Below are 16,792 nucleotides of genomic sequence, written 5' to 3'. Positions count from 1 at the left end.
AAGATAATAAGAGGATGGTGGCGCACCTTGAATCCTCTTAATCAGAAAGACAACATCTATACTGATCAGTGATGGCACGACCATCCTCTCATTCAATTTGCAAAGCTTAATTCACATTGTTGTAAATATCAATTTTATGGTTCTGTAACTTCTACTTCTTCAACTTGTTGTACATCAGAAGCATCTTTATCATATTCCACATCGCTGTATCGACGCATACCTGTACCAGCTGGAATAAGTTTACCGATGATAACATTTTCTTTAAGACCAAGTAAGTTATCACGTTTACCTTTGATGGCTGCATCAGTAAGTACACGTGTTGTTTCTTGGAATGATGCTGCTGATAAGAAGCTTTCTGTTTCAAGTGATGCCTTAGTAATACCGAGCAATACTGGTTTAGCAGTTGCTGGGCGTTTACGTTCTTTAAATGCATCACGGTTTGCATCTGTGAAGTGATGGATATCAACAAGTGAACCAGGTAATAGTTTAGTATCACCAGATTCAATGATACGTACTTTACGTAACATTTGTCTTACCATAACCTCAACGTGTTTATCGTCGATTTCAACACCTTGCATACGGTATACTTTTTGAACTTCTTTAAGCAAGTAGCTTTCTGTTGCGGTTAATCCAGCTACTGATAAATAGTTTTTAGGCTCGATTGAACCTTCAGTAAGCACTTGACCGCGTGCAACACTTTGGCCGACTTCTACAACGATACGTGCTGTACCTGATGCAAGATATGATTTCGTTTCATTTGCACCTTTAATTACGATTTCTTGTTGACGATCTTTCGCAACTTTGATGTCTTCAACGACACCTTCGATTTCAGTGATGACTGCTTGACCTTTCGGATTACGTGCTTCGAAGATTTCTTGGATACGAGGTAAACCTTGAGTGATATCGCTACCTGCTACCCCACCAGTGTGGAAGGTACGCATTGTAAGCTGTGTACCAGGTTCACCGATGGATTGAGCGGCGATGGTACCAACTGCTTCACCGACTTCAACTTTTTCTCCTGTTGCAAGGTTTTTACCGTAACATTTTTCACATACACCGTGACGTGTGTTACATGTAAATGCTGAGCGGATGTATAATTCTTCGATACCTGCATCCACGATACGTTTTGCAATTTCAGGAGTGATTAATTGATCTGGTTCAACTAATACTTCATCTGTTTCTGGATGACGTACAGTTTCTTTAGAGTAACGTCCTTCGATACGTTCTTCGAATGGTTCGATCATTTCTGTACCTTCTTTAATGTCAGAAACGAGCAAGCCTCTGTCTGTACCACAATCTTCTTCACGAACGATAACATCTTGTGCCACGTCAACAAGACGACGAGTAAGGTAACCTGAGTCAGCTGTTTTAAGGGCTGTATCGGCAAGACCTTTACGTGCACCGTGAGTTGAAATGAAGTATTCTAACACGGTTAAACCTTCACGGAATGAAGATGTGATTGGCAATTCGATGATTTTACCAGATGGTGCGGCCATCAGACCACGCATACCAGCTAATTGAGTGAAGTTAGATGCGTTACCACGGGCACCAGAGTCACTCATCATGAAGATTGGGTTTGTTTTTTCAAGTGATTTCATCAATTTATCTTGAATTTGGTCTTTTGCATTTGTCCAAATATCAACAACTGCATTGTAACGTTCATCTTCAGTGATTAAACCACGGTTAAATTGTTTAGTAACTTTTTCAACAGATTGTTCAGATTCATCAAGGATACGTTGTTTATCTGGAAGTACAACGATATCAGATACACCAACTGTAATACCTGCTTTAGAAGAGAACTTGAATCCTAAGTCTTTCATGCGGTCAAGCATCATTGAAGTATCAGTGATGCTGAAGCGATTGAAGACTTCTGCGATGATATCTCCTAAGAATCCTTTGTTGAATGGATCAGTCGTTGGCACACTATCGAAGTATGCTTTAAGACCGCCTTCACCTAAATCTTTAGGATCTACGAAGTATTTATCAGGTGTTCTATCTTCTAAGTTTGCTTTTGAAGGTTCATTGATATAAGCAAATGAATCTGGAATGATTTGGTTGAAGATCACTTTACCAACAGAAGTTGTTAAGATTTTATTGTTTTGATCTTCTGTGAACGTTGGATTATTGAATGAACGTGCGTGAACACCGATACGAGTGTGTAAGTGAACATAACCGTTCGCATAAGCTTTCAACACTTCGTTTGTATCTTTGAACAATGCACCTGTATTCAATGCATCCTCACGTTCTAATGTAATGTAATAGTTACCTAATACCATATCTTGAGATGGTGTAACGACTGGTTTACCATCTTTAGGGTTCAAGATGTTTTGAGCTGCAAGCATTAACATACGTGCTTCTGCTTGTGCTTCTTTAGATAATGGTACGTGAACGGCCATTTGGTCACCGTCAAAGTCTGCGTTGTAAGCAGTTGTTGCTAATGGGTGAAGACGGATGGCACGACCTTCAACAAGTGTAGGTTCAAATGCTTGGATACCTAATCTGTGTAATGTTGGCGCACGGTTTAAGAGCACAGGGTGTTCTTTAATAACATCTTCTAAGATATCCCATACTTCGTCATCCATGCGTTCAATTTTACTTTTCGCATTTTTAATGTTTGTTGCGATTTCACGTTGCACAAGTTCTTTCATAACGAATGGTTTGAATAATTCAAGTGCCATTTCTTTCGGTAAACCACATTGATACATTTTCAAGCTTGGTCCGACTGCGATTACGGAACGACCTGAATAGTCAACACGTTTACCTAATAAGTTTTGACGGAAACGACCTTGTTTACCTTTAAGCATGTGTGAAAGTGATTTAAGTGGTCTGTTACCTGGACCAGTAACTGGACGGCCACGACGACCATTATCAATCAATGCATCCACTGCTTCTTGTAACATACGTTTTTCGTTTTGGACGATGATGTCAGGTGCACCTAAGTCTAATAAACGTTTCAAACGATTGTTACGATTGATAACACGACGGTATAAGTCGTTTAAGTCACTTGTTGCAAAACGTCCACCATCAAGTTGTACCATTGGACGGATTTCTGGTGGGATGATTGGAAGTACATCTAAGATCATCCATGCAGGGTTGTTACCTGAATTACGGAATGATTCTACAACTTCTAAACGTTTGATTGCACGAGTCAATCTTTGACCAGTTGCAGATTCTAATTCATCACGTAAAGCTTTCAATTCTTCATCTAAATCAATTTCTTCTAAGAGTGCTTTAATACCTTCCGCACCCATTTTAGCGTTGAATTGACCTGGATATTTATCATAGTATTCTCTGAATTCTGCTTCAGAAAGTAATGATTTTTTCTCTAAGCCAGTTGGGCCTGGATCAATAACAACATATGAAGCAAAGTAGATTACTTCTTCAAGTGCTCTTGGTGACATATCAAGTAAAAGACCCATACGACTTGGAATACCTTTAAAGTACCAAATGTGAGAAACAGGAGCTGCAAGTTCAATGTGTCCCATTCTTTCACGACGTACTTTAGATTTCGTTACTTCTACACCACATCTGTCACAAACCATACCTTTGTATCGTACACGTTTGTATTTACCGCAACTACATTCCCAGTCTTTTGTAGGTCCGAAAATTCTTTCACAGAATAGACCATCTTTTTCTGGTTTCAAAGTACGATAGTTAATTGTTTCTGGTTTTTTAACCTCACCGAATGACCATGAACGGATTTTTTCAGGTGAAGCAAGTCCTATTTTCATATAATGGAAATTATTTACATCAATCAAGGAGCCTACCTCCTTCAATTTAGATTAGCTGTGCAAATTGATTGATTTCGTTTGATCTATACACATCAGATTGAAGTGAAGAAGCAAGAAGCACAATGCTTCATGGCTTCATTCACTGATCTGAAATGACGCGAATTCATCTAATTACTAAACTTCTCTTTGTGATTCAGGCGCATCTTTTTGTTGTAAGTCAACTTTGCGCTCTGTGATATCTTCATCATCATTGTCATGCATATCAATTTCATTGTTATCTTCATCGATGATCTTAACGTCTAAGCCAAGGCTTTGTAATTCTTTCATTAAGACACGGAATGATTCAGGCACACTAGGTTTACTAATGTTTTCGCCTTTAACAATAGATTCATATGTTTTAACACGACCAACTGTATCATCTGATTTATAAGTCAAGATTTCTTGAAGTGTATAAGCAGCACCATATGCTTCTAATGCCCATACCTCCATCTCACCGAAACGTTGACCACCGAATTGTGCTTTACCACCAAGTGGTTGTTGTGTAACGAGTGAGTAAGGACCAGTTGAACGCGCGTGAAGTTTATCATCAACCATGTGTGCAAGTTTAAGCATGTACATGACACCAACAGAAATACGGTTATCAAATGGTTCACCTGTACGGCCATCGTATAAGACAGTTTTACCGTCTCGAGCCATACCAGCTTCTTCAATTGTTGACCATACGTCTTCGTCATTGGCACCATCAAATACTGGTGATGCAACATGGATACCTAAGTTTTTAGCAGCCATACCTAGATGTAATTCTAACACTTGTCCGATGTTCATACGTGAAGGCACACCGAGTGGGTTTAACATGATATCGATTGGACGTCCGTCTGGTAAGTAAGGCATATCTTCTTCTGGAACGAGTTTAGAGATAACCCCTTTATTACCGTGACGACCACACATTTTATCTCCGACGTGGATTTTACGTTTTTGAACGATGTAAACACGTACGAGTTGGTTAACACCTGGAGATAATGTATCATCGCCTTCTTCACGATTGAAGACTTTAACGTCTAGCACGATACCGCCTGCACCGTGTGGTACACGTAATGAAGTGTCACGAACTTCACGTGCTTTTTCACCAAAGATTGCGTGAAGTAAGCGTTCTTCTGCAGTAAGTTCAGTCACACCTTTAGGCGTTACTTTACCTACTAAGATGTCACCATCTTTAACTTCAGCACCGACATATACGATACCGCGATCATCTAAGTTTTTAAGTGCATTTTCAGAAACGTTAGGAATATCACGAGTGATTTCTTCAGGTCCGAGTTTTGTATCACGTGCTTCAGATTCATATTCTTCGATGTGAATTGAAGTATAAACGTCATCTTTAACCAGACGTTCGCTCATGATAACAGCGTCCTCGTAGTTATAACCGTCCCAAGTCATAAATCCAACGACAACGTTACGACCTAATGCCATTTCACCAAGATCCATAGAAGGTCCATCCGCTAAGATTTCACCTTTGTCTACGATGTCGTTTGGTTTAACGATTGGACGTTGGTTATAGCAAGTACCTGTGTTTGAACGTTTGAATTTAGCTAATGGATAACGATTTAATTCACCTTCGTACTCTTGTCCATCTTCTTCGATAAGACTACGCACTAAGATTTCGTTAGATTCAACGTGTTCAACACGGCCTCTTTGTTTAGCGATGACAGCTGCACCTGAGTCACGTGCTGCTACGTGTTCCATACCTGTACCTACGAATGGTGATTCAGGGTTCATCAATGGAACTGCTTGACGTTGCATGTTCGCACCCATTAACGCACGGTTAGAGTCGTCGTTTTCTAAGAATGGGATACATGCTGTCGCAGCTGAAACAACTTGTTTAGGTGATACGTCCATGTAGTCCATTTTTTCTTTGTTCATCACTGTGTTATTACCACGGAAACGACAAACAACTTCATCGTCTAAGAAACGACCTTCTTCGTCTAATCTTGAGTTTGCTTGGGCTACGACGTAACTGTCTTCTTCATCTGCTGTAAGGTAATCAATTTGATCTGTCACTGCATTCGTTTCAATGTTTACTTTACGATATGGTGTTTCAATGAAACCAAATTCATTAACTCTCGCATAACTTGAAAGTGAGTTGATCAAACCGATGTTTGGACCCTCTGGTGTTTCGATTGGACACATACGACCATAGTGAGAGTAGTGGACGTCACGTACTTCCATTTGAGCACGTTCACGTGTTAAACCACCAGGTCCGAGAGCTGATAGACGACGTTTGTGAGTCAACTCAGCTAATGGGTTGGCTTGGTCCATGAATTGAGATAATTGAGAGCTACCAAAGAATTCTTTGATAGATGCAATCACTGGACGAATGTTGATTAATTGTTGTGGTGTAATTGAATCAGTGTCTTGGATAGACATTCTTTCTCTAACCACACGTTCCATTCTAGATAATCCGATACGGAATTGGTTTTGTAACAATTCACCTACTGAACGTAGACGACGGTTACCTAAGTGGTCGATGTCATCTGTAAATCCAATACCACTATATAAGTTGAAGAAGTAAGACATTGAAGCAATGATGTCTGCCGCAGTAATACATTTCACTTCTGAATCAGGGAAAGCATTACCGATTACTGTTGTTGTGCGTCCTTCTTCATCATTTGAAACGTAAACTTTAATAGATTGAATTTCGACTGGTTCATCAATGATGCTGCCTTCTAATTCAAACACTTCACTGTTTGCGTTTGTTTCAAGTACATCCATGATTTCGTCGACTTTACGACGATCTAAGACTGTACCTTCTTCAGCAACGATTTCGCCAGTTTCTGAATTAACAATCGGTTCTGCTAATTTTTGATTGAATAGGCGGTGTTTTAAATGTAGTTTTTTGTTTGCTTTATAACGACCTACACTTGCTAAGTCATAACGTTTTGGATCGAAGAAACGTGAATATAATAGACTTTTAGCGTTATCTAAAGTAGGAGGTTCGCCCGGACGTAAACGTTCGTAAATGTCTAATAGCGCTTGTTCTGTATTTTCAGTACCATCTTTTTCAAGCGTATTACGTAAGATTTCGTTATCTCCAATAAGATCAATGATTTCTTGATCTGAAGAGAAACCAAGTGCACGTAGTAATACGGTTAATGGTAATTTTCTAGTTCTGTCAATGCGTACGTATGCTACGTCTTTCGCATCTGTTTCATACTCTAACCAAGCACCACGGTTAGGGATGATTGTTGCGTCATAATTGGTACGTCCGTTTTTGTCTAATTTTTCATTGAAGTAAACGGATGGAGAACGTACTAATTGAGAAACGATAACACGTTCTGCACCATTAATCACAAATGTACCTGTATCTGTCATTAATGGGAAGTCACCCATGAATACTTCTTGTTCTTTTACTTCACCAGTCTCTTTAATAATAAGACGTACTTTAACGCGAAGAGGTGCAGCATAAGTTGCATCACGGTTTTTAGATTCTTCTAAATCATATTTAGGTTCCCCAAGTTTGTAGTCCACAAATTCTAAAGATAGGTTACCAGTGAAATCTTCAATTGGTGAAATGTCTCTGAACATTTCTAGTAAACCTTCTTTTAAGAACCAGTCATAAGATTTAGTTTGAATTTCGATAAGATTTGGTAATTCAAGTACTTCTGAAATTCTCGCGTAGTTTCTACGTTTACGATATCTTCCATATTGGACAAATTGACCTGCCAAACAGATTCACCCCTCAAAAATTGTGTGATTATCTCACGCATTATAACATATACCTTAAGACAAAAAGAAAACGGCAACATTTCTGATGACACCATTTTCTATTTCATCTACGATCGATATACAATGTTATTTTATACGTAAAAGTACACACTTATTGAACATAATTTTTTACATTCTATTACTATATCAGAATAGGTCTGCTAAATCAACCTTTTGAGCTTCTCAATATATAATAGCCTTTGCTCTTCTCTAATACTTCTACATTATCAAATAACGCGCGCATTTTTTCTTTTGCTGAAGGCATACCTTGTTTTTTCTGTATCACGACGTAAAGTACTCCATTTTGTTTCAAATGGTGATGTGCTTCCTCAAAGATGCGATGCACGGTCTCTTTACCGGCACGAATTGGCGGATTCGTAAGCACATAGTCATATTGTTGATCGTCAACTTGGTCGAAACCATCACTTTCAATGATTGATACATTGTCGATACGATTTGATTTTGCGTTGTGGCGTGCTAATTTTAATGCACGTAAATTCACGTCTAGCATATCGACATGATTATGTGGTTCCATTTTAGCAATCATTAAACCGATGGGGCCATAACCGCAACCTACGTCGGCAATCGTTTTAACTGGGCCCGGTGGATTTTGCTTTAAAAATGTCCGCACTAATAAGTCAGAGCCGAAGTCGATTTTGCCTTTTGAAAATACGCCTGCGTCTGTTTGTAATGTAATGGATTGATCATCATAGTGATAATCAAATGTTTGTATATCACTTGCTACATCAGGTTGTTCATCATAATAATGACTCATGACCCTACCTCATTTCACATTATACTTAGATAGCTGTTACTGCGATAGTTGAAGAACAACACAAAACCCCGTTATCTGAATAACGGGGTTTTCACTTCTCAAAGAATCATAGGCCAATGTGGGCATTAACCTAACTTATAAAATTATATTTAATAAGTTATGCTGCTCGCATTATTTTAATTCGATAGTTGCGCCAGCTTCTTCTAATTGTTCTTTAAGTTGTTCAGCTTCTTCTTTAGGTAAGCCTTCTTTAACAACTTTAGGAGCGTTATCTACTAATTCTTTAGCATCTTTCAAGCCTAAGCCAGTTGCTTCTTTAACTGCTTTAACAACTTTGATTTTAGAAGATCCAGCTGAAGTTAATTCAACATCAAATTCAGATTTTTCTTCAGCAGCATCTCCGCCGCCTGCTGCACCTGCTGCTACTGGAGCTGCTGCAGTTACACCAAATTCTTCTTCAATTGCTTTAACTAAGTCGTTTAATTCTAATACTGACATTTCTTTAATTGCTTCAATGATTTGTTCTTGATTAGCCATTATTGTTTTCCTCCAATTTAATTTAAATTTTTATGCGCGATTATTCAGCGCTTTCTTCATCTCTTTGTTCTCCAACTGCTTTAACTGCATAAGCGAAGTTGCGGACTGGAGCTTGTAATACTGAAAGTAGCATTGATACAAGACCGTCGTGTGATGGTAAAGATCCAACTGTGTTAACTTGTTCAGCTGAAATAACTTCGCCGTCCATAACGCCTGTTTTAACTTCTAAAGCTTCGTGTTCTTTAGCAAAACCTGCGATAACTTTCGCTGGTGCTACAACGTCGTCTGTTGAAGTAGCGATGGCAGTAGGTCCTACTAAGAATTCTTCAATGCCTTCGATTCCTGCTTTTTCAGCTGCGCGACGTACCATTGTGTTTTTGTAAACTTTGTATTCTACGCCAGCTTCACGCAATTGTGAACGTAATTCAGTCACTTCTTCTACTGTTAAACCACGGTAGTCAACAATAACTGTTGAAACTGAATTTTTAAGTTGTTCAGCAATTTCGTCAATATGTTGTTTTTTAGCTTCAATGATTGCAGACATTTAGACACCTCCATTTAAAATTTTTGGTGCTTTTATCATGAGCGTTCTGCCCATTAAAAAAAGCACTTTCTACCCACGGCAAAAAGTGCTTGAAACATTTTTAATCACGTTCAAGTCAATTTTAGCCTCGGTAGGATCTAAGCTTTTAAGTTATTTCTAACTCCTACTGTCTTAGGTAAAATAATCACAATAATTAATATAACTGTTTTGATTACATATGTCAATAAAGCTTACAGGCTAAAAGTAAATTCTTTTAGCCTGTCATTTGTTGTCAGTTATTATTATAATTTAAAGCTTGAAGTATCAACTTTGATACCAGGACCCATTGTAGTTGTAACGGTCGCTGATTTGAAGTAAGTACCTTTCGCTGCAGAAGGTTTTGCTTTAGTTAATACATCTTGTAAAGCTCTGAAGTTTTCTACTAATTTATCAGTATCGAATGAAGCTTTACCGATAGAAGCATGTACAATACCAGCTTTTTCAGCACGGTATTCGACTTTACCTGCTTTGATTTCTTCGATCGCTTTTGTAACGTCCATTGTTACTGTGCCAGTTTTAGGGTTTGGCATTAAACCTTTAGGTCCTAATACGCGACCTAATTTACCAACTTCGCCCATCATGTCTGGTGTTGCAACAACAACGTCGAAGTCGAACCAACCTTGTTGGATTTTAGATACATATTCAGATTCACCTACGTAGTCAGCACCAGCTGCTTCAGCTTCTGATGCTTTATCACCTTTAGCGAATACTAATACGCGTTGAGATTTACCTGTACCGTTTGGTAATACTACAGCGCCACGAATTTGTTGATCGTTTTTACGTGTATCGATACCTAAACGGAAAGCAACTTCAACAGAAGCATCGAAATTTGCAATGTTTGTTTCTTTAGCTAATTCAATTGCTTCTTCGACGCTGTAATGTTTTTGACGATCTACTTTAGCAGCAACTTCTTGAAACTTTTTACTTCTTTTAGCCATTTCATGTTCCTCCTTTAGTGGTTTTAGCGGAATTTCCTCCCACGTTACTTGCCTTCACAAGTTAGAAGCAGATAACAGAGTGAGTAAGTTATATACGTTGTTATGCGTTCCTTACACTTTGACAACCGATCTATCCATCCTGTTTGTCACTTCTGTCATCTGCTTGTTAATCGTATATCTGATTTCATTTTCAAATTTTAATTATTCAACAGTAATACCCATGCTGCGGGCTGTACCTTCGACAATACGCATAGCTGCTTCTTCGTCAGCTGCGTTTAAGTCTTTCATTTTAGTGTTAGCAATTTCACGTACTTGATCTTTTGTTACACTAGCAACTTTGTTTTTGTTAGGTTCACCTGAACCTTTTTCAATGCCAGCTGCTTTTTTAAGTAGTACTGGAGCAGGTGGAGTTTTAGTTTCGAATGTAAATGAACGGTCTTCAAATACACTGATTTCTACTGGGATGATTAAACCTGCATCCTCTTGCGTACGTGCGTTGAATTCCTTACAGAAAGCCATGATGTTAACACCTGCTTGACCTAATGCTGGACCAACTGGTGGTGCTGGGTTTGCTTTACCTGCAGGGATTTGTAATTTAACTACTTTTTCTACTTTTTTAGCCACGATGTGCACCTCCTTGATATCGTGATGTGGTCACAGGACTGAGTTTTGCCCTCCCACTCTAAACATTTCGTGACGAAATGGAGCGCCTCATTAAGCGCGACCACAGTATTATAACATTTTAATTCACTAAAAAGCAACAGGTGATTTTTGATTTTTTAATCACTGTTGCAATTAAAGTTTTTCAACTTGGTCAAATTCAACTTCGACTGGTGTTTCACGACCGAACATGTCAACGAGCACTGTGAGTTTGAATTTTTCCGCTTCAACTTCTTGCACTTCGCCCACTTGATTCATAAATGGACCTGCTTTGATGCGGACTTGATCACCGACTTCGATTTCAACATCGATCGTTTTTTCTTTCATGCCCATTTGTTTCAAGATAAAGCGTGCTTCCTCTGGTAATAATGGGTTCGGTTTTGAACCTGCACCAGCTGAACCAACAAATCCTGTTACGCCGGGTGTATTTCTCACGACATACCATGACTGGTCAGTCATAACCAATTCAACTAAGACATAGCCTGGGAATGTTTTCTTAGTTAAAGTTTTCGCTTTGCCATCTTTGACTTGCGTTTCTTCTTCTTCAGGTATTACTACTCTAAAGATTTCTTCAGTCATGTTCATAGACTCAACACGTTTTTCCAAATTCTTTTTCACTTTATTCTCATAACCAGAATAAGTGTGCACTGCGTACCAGCGCTTTTCGCCAACTTCTCCAGACATGTCGTCACTCCTCACTATTTAAATAATTGAATAATTCCATCAATGCCTAAATCGATAGCATAGAAGAATACTAAGAAGAAGATTACAGTAGATACAACAATAACTGTGTATTTAAATAACTCTTCCTTCGTTGGCCAACTTGTTTTCTCCATTTCAGACTTAACGCCTTTAAAGAAATTTTCTTTTTTAGCCATAATTACGACCTCCATCTTTATAACAATAATCTCGCTTCGCCATGAATTAGCAACACTACATTCTACTGTGAAACATTTGACGCACAAATGTATTGAAATCAATCTAAATGAAATGGGCTACATATTAAGAACAAGCTCAGTCTCTAAGTAGCTAGAAGATGAGAATACTAGAACCTAGTCAACTCAAGCTTTAAAGTTGCTAACCAAGCACCTGCTTCATCGTGATTCTATATCATTAAAGATAGATTGAGGCTCACTACTCAGTTTCTATTTAGATTCTTTATGTAGCGTATGAGTATTGCATCTCGGACAAAATTTCTTTAGCGTTAATCTCTCTGTTGCATTTTGTCTTTTAGGTACGTGATAGTTACGATTACCGCATATTTCACAATTAAGTGGTACTTTTTTCACATTTCTCACCTTACTCATTTTAATACCAGTATACTATACATAAAAAATACCTTGCTTGTCAAACGGCCTACCCGGTGCACATCCTTTTCTTACGCTTATTCATGCACTTGATGACCGGTTAAGCATCTCGTTCTGAGATATAGTTTTTCATTGATTTTTGGAGTTTCAATTTGCTGCGCTGGATTGCATTATAAACGGTCTTATCACTGAGTGCGGTCTGGGCTGCAATTTCCCTCGGCTTATAATCGTTAAGCAAACATTCAACAACATTGCGTTCAATCTGACTTAAAGCGCCTAAGTGTGAAAATAACTGTTGTAATTCTTGTAATTCAAGTTGACGTTCTAACGGTTTCATCGTGCATCTTGTGCGATAATCTACAATATACTCATTGATGAGAAGTTGCTGCCTTTTTTGCTATGCAACCTTTCTTCTCACATAGTCACACTTCACTGATTTAATCATTTTATTTACATAATGCTCGAGTGGCGTTGATTGATCTAATTGAAAATGATCTGCCATTTTAATCATCTTCAACATGATATCTTGATACACATCCTCACGATCATTCGCATTGATCACATAGTGATTCAGCCGCTGCTTAATCATAGGTTCAACAATGGGGAGAATCTGATCCAATAGTGCATTACGCGAAGCTGTAGAGACCGTTTTTGTATCCGAAGTATGTTCTAAAGATTGTGCCATAGATGTCTCCCTTTCAGTACATTAAAAGTAGGGACATCATACGGAGATTAGTTGTTAAAAATCAATACCACACTTTTAGTCGTTCTTCTGATTGCCACGTCTTATTTTTTCAAATTCATGAAGAATGTCACTAGATAACGGGATACGTGTGCGTGGTTTCTGTTCATCAAAACCTTTCATCGCTTTAGATACAGAGCGTTCATTCTCTTTCATATCCCGCCACATTTCTCGTGACGATAAACGGTATGCACCCGCACCAAAGATCGCGTGTTGTTCACTCATATCACTGGTCACTACGGTAATATGACGTGTGTGTTTATCATATAGATCATAAACTAAGCGTTCGATATAACTGTCAGCTGTTTCCTTTTCTTTAGTGAATACCGTTTTAACGCCGTGATACATTTGCTCATGTTCGGTACTCGATTGATCATAGGCATCAAAGACGCACACTACTTCATCAATCACTGCCGCATTATAGTTCGCAATTTCAGTTAATAATTGTTCTCTCGCTTCTTCTAAATTCTCTTTGGCAAGTTTGCTCAACTCTGGTGAATGGCCAATCATATTGTAGCCATCGATAATCAAATAACGATCCTTCATTATTGATCACCAAGCTGATGGCGTTTGCGATATACTTCATACATCATTAAGCTTGCGGCTACAGAAGCGTTTAAGCTGTTTACATGGCCCACCATCGGAATTTTAATATAAAAGTCGCATTTATCTTTCACAAGTCGGCTCATACCTTGGCCTTCACTACCGATTACGATAACTAGTGGCATCTCTGCATCCATCTCACGATAATCGGTCGCATTTTCCGCTTCAGTTCCAACGACCCAATAACCATGATCTTTCAGTGTCTCAATCGTCTGCGCTAAATTCGTCACACGCATCACTGGTACGTGTTGAATCGCACCTGTTGACGCTTTAGCCACTGTCTGTGTGAGTGCCACAGAACGTCGTTTAGGGATAATGACACCATCTACGCCACTTGCATCAGCTGTTCTAAGAATAGACCCTAAGTTGTGTGGATCTTCTAACCCATCGAGCAAGATAATCGTAGACAAGCCATCTTGTTCTGCTTGTGATTCAAGAAATGCGTCTAAGTCCGCATATTCGTAAGGAGAAATGTATGCTGCTACCCCTTGGTGTGGTGAATCAGAGAGTTGATCCAATTTAGATTTCGGTACTGATTGAACAATGATTTTTTCTGATTTTGCTTTTTTTAAAATTTCATTCAGTCGTTGCTTTTTGACGCCGTCCTGAATCAAAATTTTATTAATTGTATGGCCGGTCGTGATAGCTTCCTTTACTGCATGTCGACCGACAATCACGACTTCATCCATTATGATCACTACCTTTCATTTACAATTTCTATAATAGCATCTAGGAGCTCTGCTAATCGGTCACGTCGATGATCTAAATAAAGAAAACCTAGAATCGCTTCCAGACCAGAACTTTTTCGATAGGTTTGAATATCTGTGTTTTTCGCTTTTGTATAACTTTTTGCATTGCGACCACGACGAACAATATCAATCTCTTCATCTGTGAACCAGTCCTCTGACATGAGTAAGTCGAGTGTTTGTGATTGGCTTTTAGCAGAGACATATCGTTTCGCTACTTCATGTAAACGATGAGGTTTGCTTTGCAGTTTCAATACGATGTATTCACGAACATGCTGATCTAGTACTGCATCGCCCATATAAGCTAACGTTAATGGATTGAGCAATTTGATATTCATTATTTGCCTCGTTTAAAGCGCACACCTTGAGGCGTATCTTCTAAAATAATATCTTGTGCTTTCAATTGATCACGGATTTCATCTGCGCGCGCATAATCTTTATTTTTTCTCGCTTCGTTACGTTCTTCAATCAATGCTTCAACCTCTTCGTCTAACAACACATCTTGTTCTTTACCTATGAGCGGTACACCTAACACGTCGCTGAATATTTGGTTCACTTCAATAAAGCGTTCAATCACTTTCGTAGAAGTCGTTTGTTCTAACAAGTATTTATTCGCTAACTTAGCTAAATCATACCATGCTGTGATGGCATTCGCTGTGTTGAAATCGTCATCCATCACGGTTTCAAAACGTGTGAGGATGTCATTGATTTCATCAATATAACCATCTTGATCCTCAATACTTGTTGCAATGGCTGCGCGTTCTTCGAGTGCTTTATAACTATTTCTAATACGTTCTAAACCACTTTTCGCCGCATCTACAAGTTCTAAATTGTAGTTGATTGGGCTGCGATAGTGCACGCTAATCATAAAGAAACGTAAGACGTCTGGATCTACTTCTTTAATAATATCGTGTACAAGGACGAAGTTACCTAGCGATTTACTCATTTTTTCATTATCGATATTGATGAAGCCATTGTGCATCCAGTAATTCGCAAATTGTGCGTGGTTATGGGCTTCAGACTGTGCGATTTCATTTTCATGGTGTGGAAATTGAAGGTCGCTACCACCCGCGTGAATATCAATCGTTGGACCTAATTCGTGATAGGCCATCACTGAGCACTCGATATGCCATCCTGGACGCCCACGACCAAACGGACTTTCCCAACTGATTTCATCTGGTTTCGCTTTTTTCCATAGTGTAAAATCAAGCGCATCTTCTTTGTGTTCACCAGACTCGATTCGAGCACCTACTTTAAGGTCATCGATCGATTGCTGACTTAATTTACCGTAATCTTTAAATTGACGTGTTCTGAAGTAAACGTCGCCGCCGCTTTCATATGCGTAACCTTCATCGACTAAGTCTTTAATGAATTGAATAATGTGATCCATATGATCCATGACTCTCGGATTAGATGTCGCTTTCTTCACATTGAGTGCACCGACGTCCTCATAAAATGCTTCAATATAACGATCCGCAATATCGGGAACAGGTTCATTTAACTCTTTAGAACGATTGATCAATTTATCATCTACGTCCGTGAAGTTAGAGACATATTCTACTTCATAACCACGGTATTCGAAGTATCTTCTGACTACATCATAGTTGATCGCTGGTCTCGCGTTACCGATATGAATGTAGTTGTATACCGTAGGCCCACAGACATACATTTTAACCTTACCTGGTTCAATCGGTTTAAATGCTTCTTTCTGTCGTGTGAGGGTGTTATATAATGTAATCATCTTGAATCTCTCCATTTCTTGTTTTCTCCAATTGTCTTTCGAGTTGTTTTAATTGTTCGTAGATTGGATCTGGTAAATTGCGATGGTCAAATGATTTACCGATGCGTCGACCATCTTGTTTAACAATATGTCCAGGTATACCGACAACTGTTGAATAACTCGGTACTGAACGCAATACCACTGAATTTGCGCCGATATTAACGTTAGAATTCACTTTAATATTGCCTAGTACTTTTGCGCCTGCTGAAATGAGCACATTATCACCAATGTCTGGATGGCGTTTCCCCTTTTCTTTACCCGTACCACCAAGTGTCACACCTTGGTAGATAGTAACGTTATCGCCGATCGTACATGTTTCACCGATAATGACCCCCATGCCATGGTCGATAAATAGGCGTCTACCTATTTGCGCACCAGGATGAATTTCAATACCTGTAAAAAAGCGTGAAATCTGTGAAATCAATCTTGCAGTGACAAATTTCTTTTTCTTAAAAAACCAGTGTGCGATTAAATGACTCCAAACCGCGTGCAAACCTGCGTAAGACGTAATCACTTCAAATGTTGTACGCGCAGCCGGATCTTGCTCGAAAACCATATTCACATCATCTTTAATTCGTTTAATTACCTTAAACAAGGCTATCCCCCTCCTAGTAAAAAAGCACCTCTAACC

17 protein-coding genes and 1 other annotated feature are annotated in these 16,792 nt (G+C 38.9%); all 17 genes read right to left on the bottom strand.

What is annotated here, in order from left to right:
* Positions 1 to 134: 134 nt before the first annotated feature.
* The 17 genes from rpoC to cysE all read right to left on the bottom strand — a co-directional run bounded on the left by rpoC (position 135) and on the right by cysE (position 16,756).
* On the bottom strand, positions 135 to 3,731 hold the full coding sequence (rpoC, locus tag APS80_RS05915; protein WP_169791258.1) for a DNA-directed RNA polymerase subunit beta': 3,597 nt from the start codon (positions 3,729 to 3,731) through the stop codon (positions 135 to 137).
* Positions 3,732 to 3,905: 174 nt separating this feature from the next.
* Positions 3,906 to 7,451 carry a DNA-directed RNA polymerase subunit beta gene (gene rpoB, locus APS80_RS05910; RefSeq protein WP_059107358.1) on the bottom strand — a complete coding sequence of 1,182 codons (3,546 nt, stop codon included), beginning with the start codon at positions 7,449 to 7,451 and terminating at the stop codon, positions 3,906 to 3,908.
* A gap of 205 nt (positions 7,452 to 7,656) precedes the next feature.
* A complete protein-coding gene (locus APS80_RS05905) occupies positions 7,657 to 8,265 on the bottom strand; it encodes a class I SAM-dependent methyltransferase (protein WP_059107357.1) in 609 nt (202 codons plus the stop codon).
* Positions 8,266 to 8,436: 171 nt separating this feature from the next.
* Positions 8,437 to 8,802: a 50S ribosomal protein L7/L12 gene (rplL, locus tag APS80_RS05900; RefSeq protein ID WP_059107356.1), complete on the bottom strand. Its 366-nt coding sequence runs from the start codon at positions 8,800 to 8,802 to the stop codon at positions 8,437 to 8,439.
* Positions 8,803 to 8,842: 40 nt separating this feature from the next.
* A complete protein-coding gene (rplJ, locus tag APS80_RS05895; RefSeq protein WP_059107355.1) occupies positions 8,843 to 9,346 on the bottom strand; it encodes a 50S ribosomal protein L10 in 504 nt (167 codons plus the stop codon).
* A gap of 47 nt (positions 9,347 to 9,393) precedes the next feature.
* Positions 9,394 to 9,540: a sequence feature (ribosomal protein L10 leader region), on the bottom strand.
* 87 nt (positions 9,541 to 9,627) lie between these two features.
* Positions 9,628 to 10,323, bottom strand: a complete 696-nt coding sequence (gene rplA, locus APS80_RS05890; RefSeq protein WP_059107354.1) for a 50S ribosomal protein L1 — start codon at positions 10,321 to 10,323, stop codon at positions 9,628 to 9,630.
* 201 nt (positions 10,324 to 10,524) lie between these two features.
* On the bottom strand, positions 10,525 to 10,947 hold the full coding sequence (gene rplK, locus APS80_RS05885; protein WP_059107353.1) for a 50S ribosomal protein L11: 423 nt from the start codon (positions 10,945 to 10,947) through the stop codon (positions 10,525 to 10,527).
* A 171-nt stretch (positions 10,948 to 11,118) separates the two neighbouring features.
* On the bottom strand, positions 11,119 to 11,667 hold the full coding sequence (gene nusG / locus APS80_RS05880) for a transcription termination/antitermination protein NusG (RefSeq protein WP_059107352.1): 549 nt from the start codon (positions 11,665 to 11,667) through the stop codon (positions 11,119 to 11,121).
* A 14-nt stretch (positions 11,668 to 11,681) separates the two neighbouring features.
* A complete protein-coding gene (gene secE / locus APS80_RS05875) occupies positions 11,682 to 11,861 on the bottom strand; it encodes a preprotein translocase subunit SecE (RefSeq protein WP_059107351.1) in 180 nt (59 codons plus the stop codon).
* A 267-nt stretch (positions 11,862 to 12,128) separates the two neighbouring features.
* Positions 12,129 to 12,290, bottom strand: a complete 162-nt coding sequence (gene rpmG / locus APS80_RS10610; protein ID WP_083498180.1) for a 50S ribosomal protein L33 — start codon at positions 12,288 to 12,290, stop codon at positions 12,129 to 12,131.
* 100 nt (positions 12,291 to 12,390) lie between these two features.
* Complete coding sequence (locus tag APS80_RS05870) at positions 12,391 to 12,627, bottom strand: sigma factor-like helix-turn-helix DNA-binding protein (protein WP_059107350.1); 237 nt, start codon at positions 12,625 to 12,627, stop codon at positions 12,391 to 12,393.
* 60 nt (positions 12,628 to 12,687) lie between these two features.
* The gene (locus APS80_RS05865; RefSeq protein WP_059107349.1) at positions 12,688 to 12,975 is read right to left on the bottom strand and encodes a sigma factor; all 288 of its coding nucleotides are present in this window, start codon (positions 12,973 to 12,975) and stop codon (positions 12,688 to 12,690) included.
* Positions 12,976 to 13,050: 75 nt separating this feature from the next.
* Positions 13,051 to 13,578: an NYN domain-containing protein gene (locus APS80_RS05860; RefSeq protein ID WP_059107348.1), complete on the bottom strand. Its 528-nt coding sequence runs from the start codon at positions 13,576 to 13,578 to the stop codon at positions 13,051 to 13,053.
* Complete coding sequence (gene rlmB / locus APS80_RS05855) at positions 13,578 to 14,324, bottom strand: 23S rRNA (guanosine(2251)-2'-O)-methyltransferase RlmB (protein WP_059107347.1); 747 nt, start codon at positions 14,322 to 14,324, stop codon at positions 13,578 to 13,580. Before rlmB ends, APS80_RS05860 begins: the two co-directional genes overlap by 1 nt.
* An 8-nt stretch (positions 14,325 to 14,332) precedes the next feature.
* Complete coding sequence (locus APS80_RS05850) at positions 14,333 to 14,719, bottom strand: Mini-ribonuclease 3 (protein ID WP_059107346.1); 387 nt, start codon at positions 14,717 to 14,719, stop codon at positions 14,333 to 14,335.
* A complete protein-coding gene (gene cysS / locus APS80_RS05845; RefSeq protein WP_059107345.1) occupies positions 14,719 to 16,122 on the bottom strand; it encodes a cysteine--tRNA ligase in 1,404 nt (467 codons plus the stop codon). The genes APS80_RS05850 and cysS overlap by 1 nt, the downstream gene beginning before the upstream one ends.
* Complete coding sequence (cysE, locus tag APS80_RS05840) at positions 16,106 to 16,756, bottom strand: serine O-acetyltransferase (RefSeq protein WP_083498179.1); 651 nt, start codon at positions 16,754 to 16,756, stop codon at positions 16,106 to 16,108. The genes cysS and cysE overlap by 17 nt, the downstream gene beginning before the upstream one ends.
* Positions 16,757 to 16,792: the final 36 nt, after the last annotated feature.

This window comes from Staphylococcus auricularis, from assembly GCF_001500315.1.
Lineage (GTDB): Bacteria > Bacillota > Bacilli > Staphylococcales > Staphylococcaceae > Staphylococcus > Staphylococcus auricularis.
This window is presented reverse-complemented; position numbering and strand designations above follow the sequence as displayed.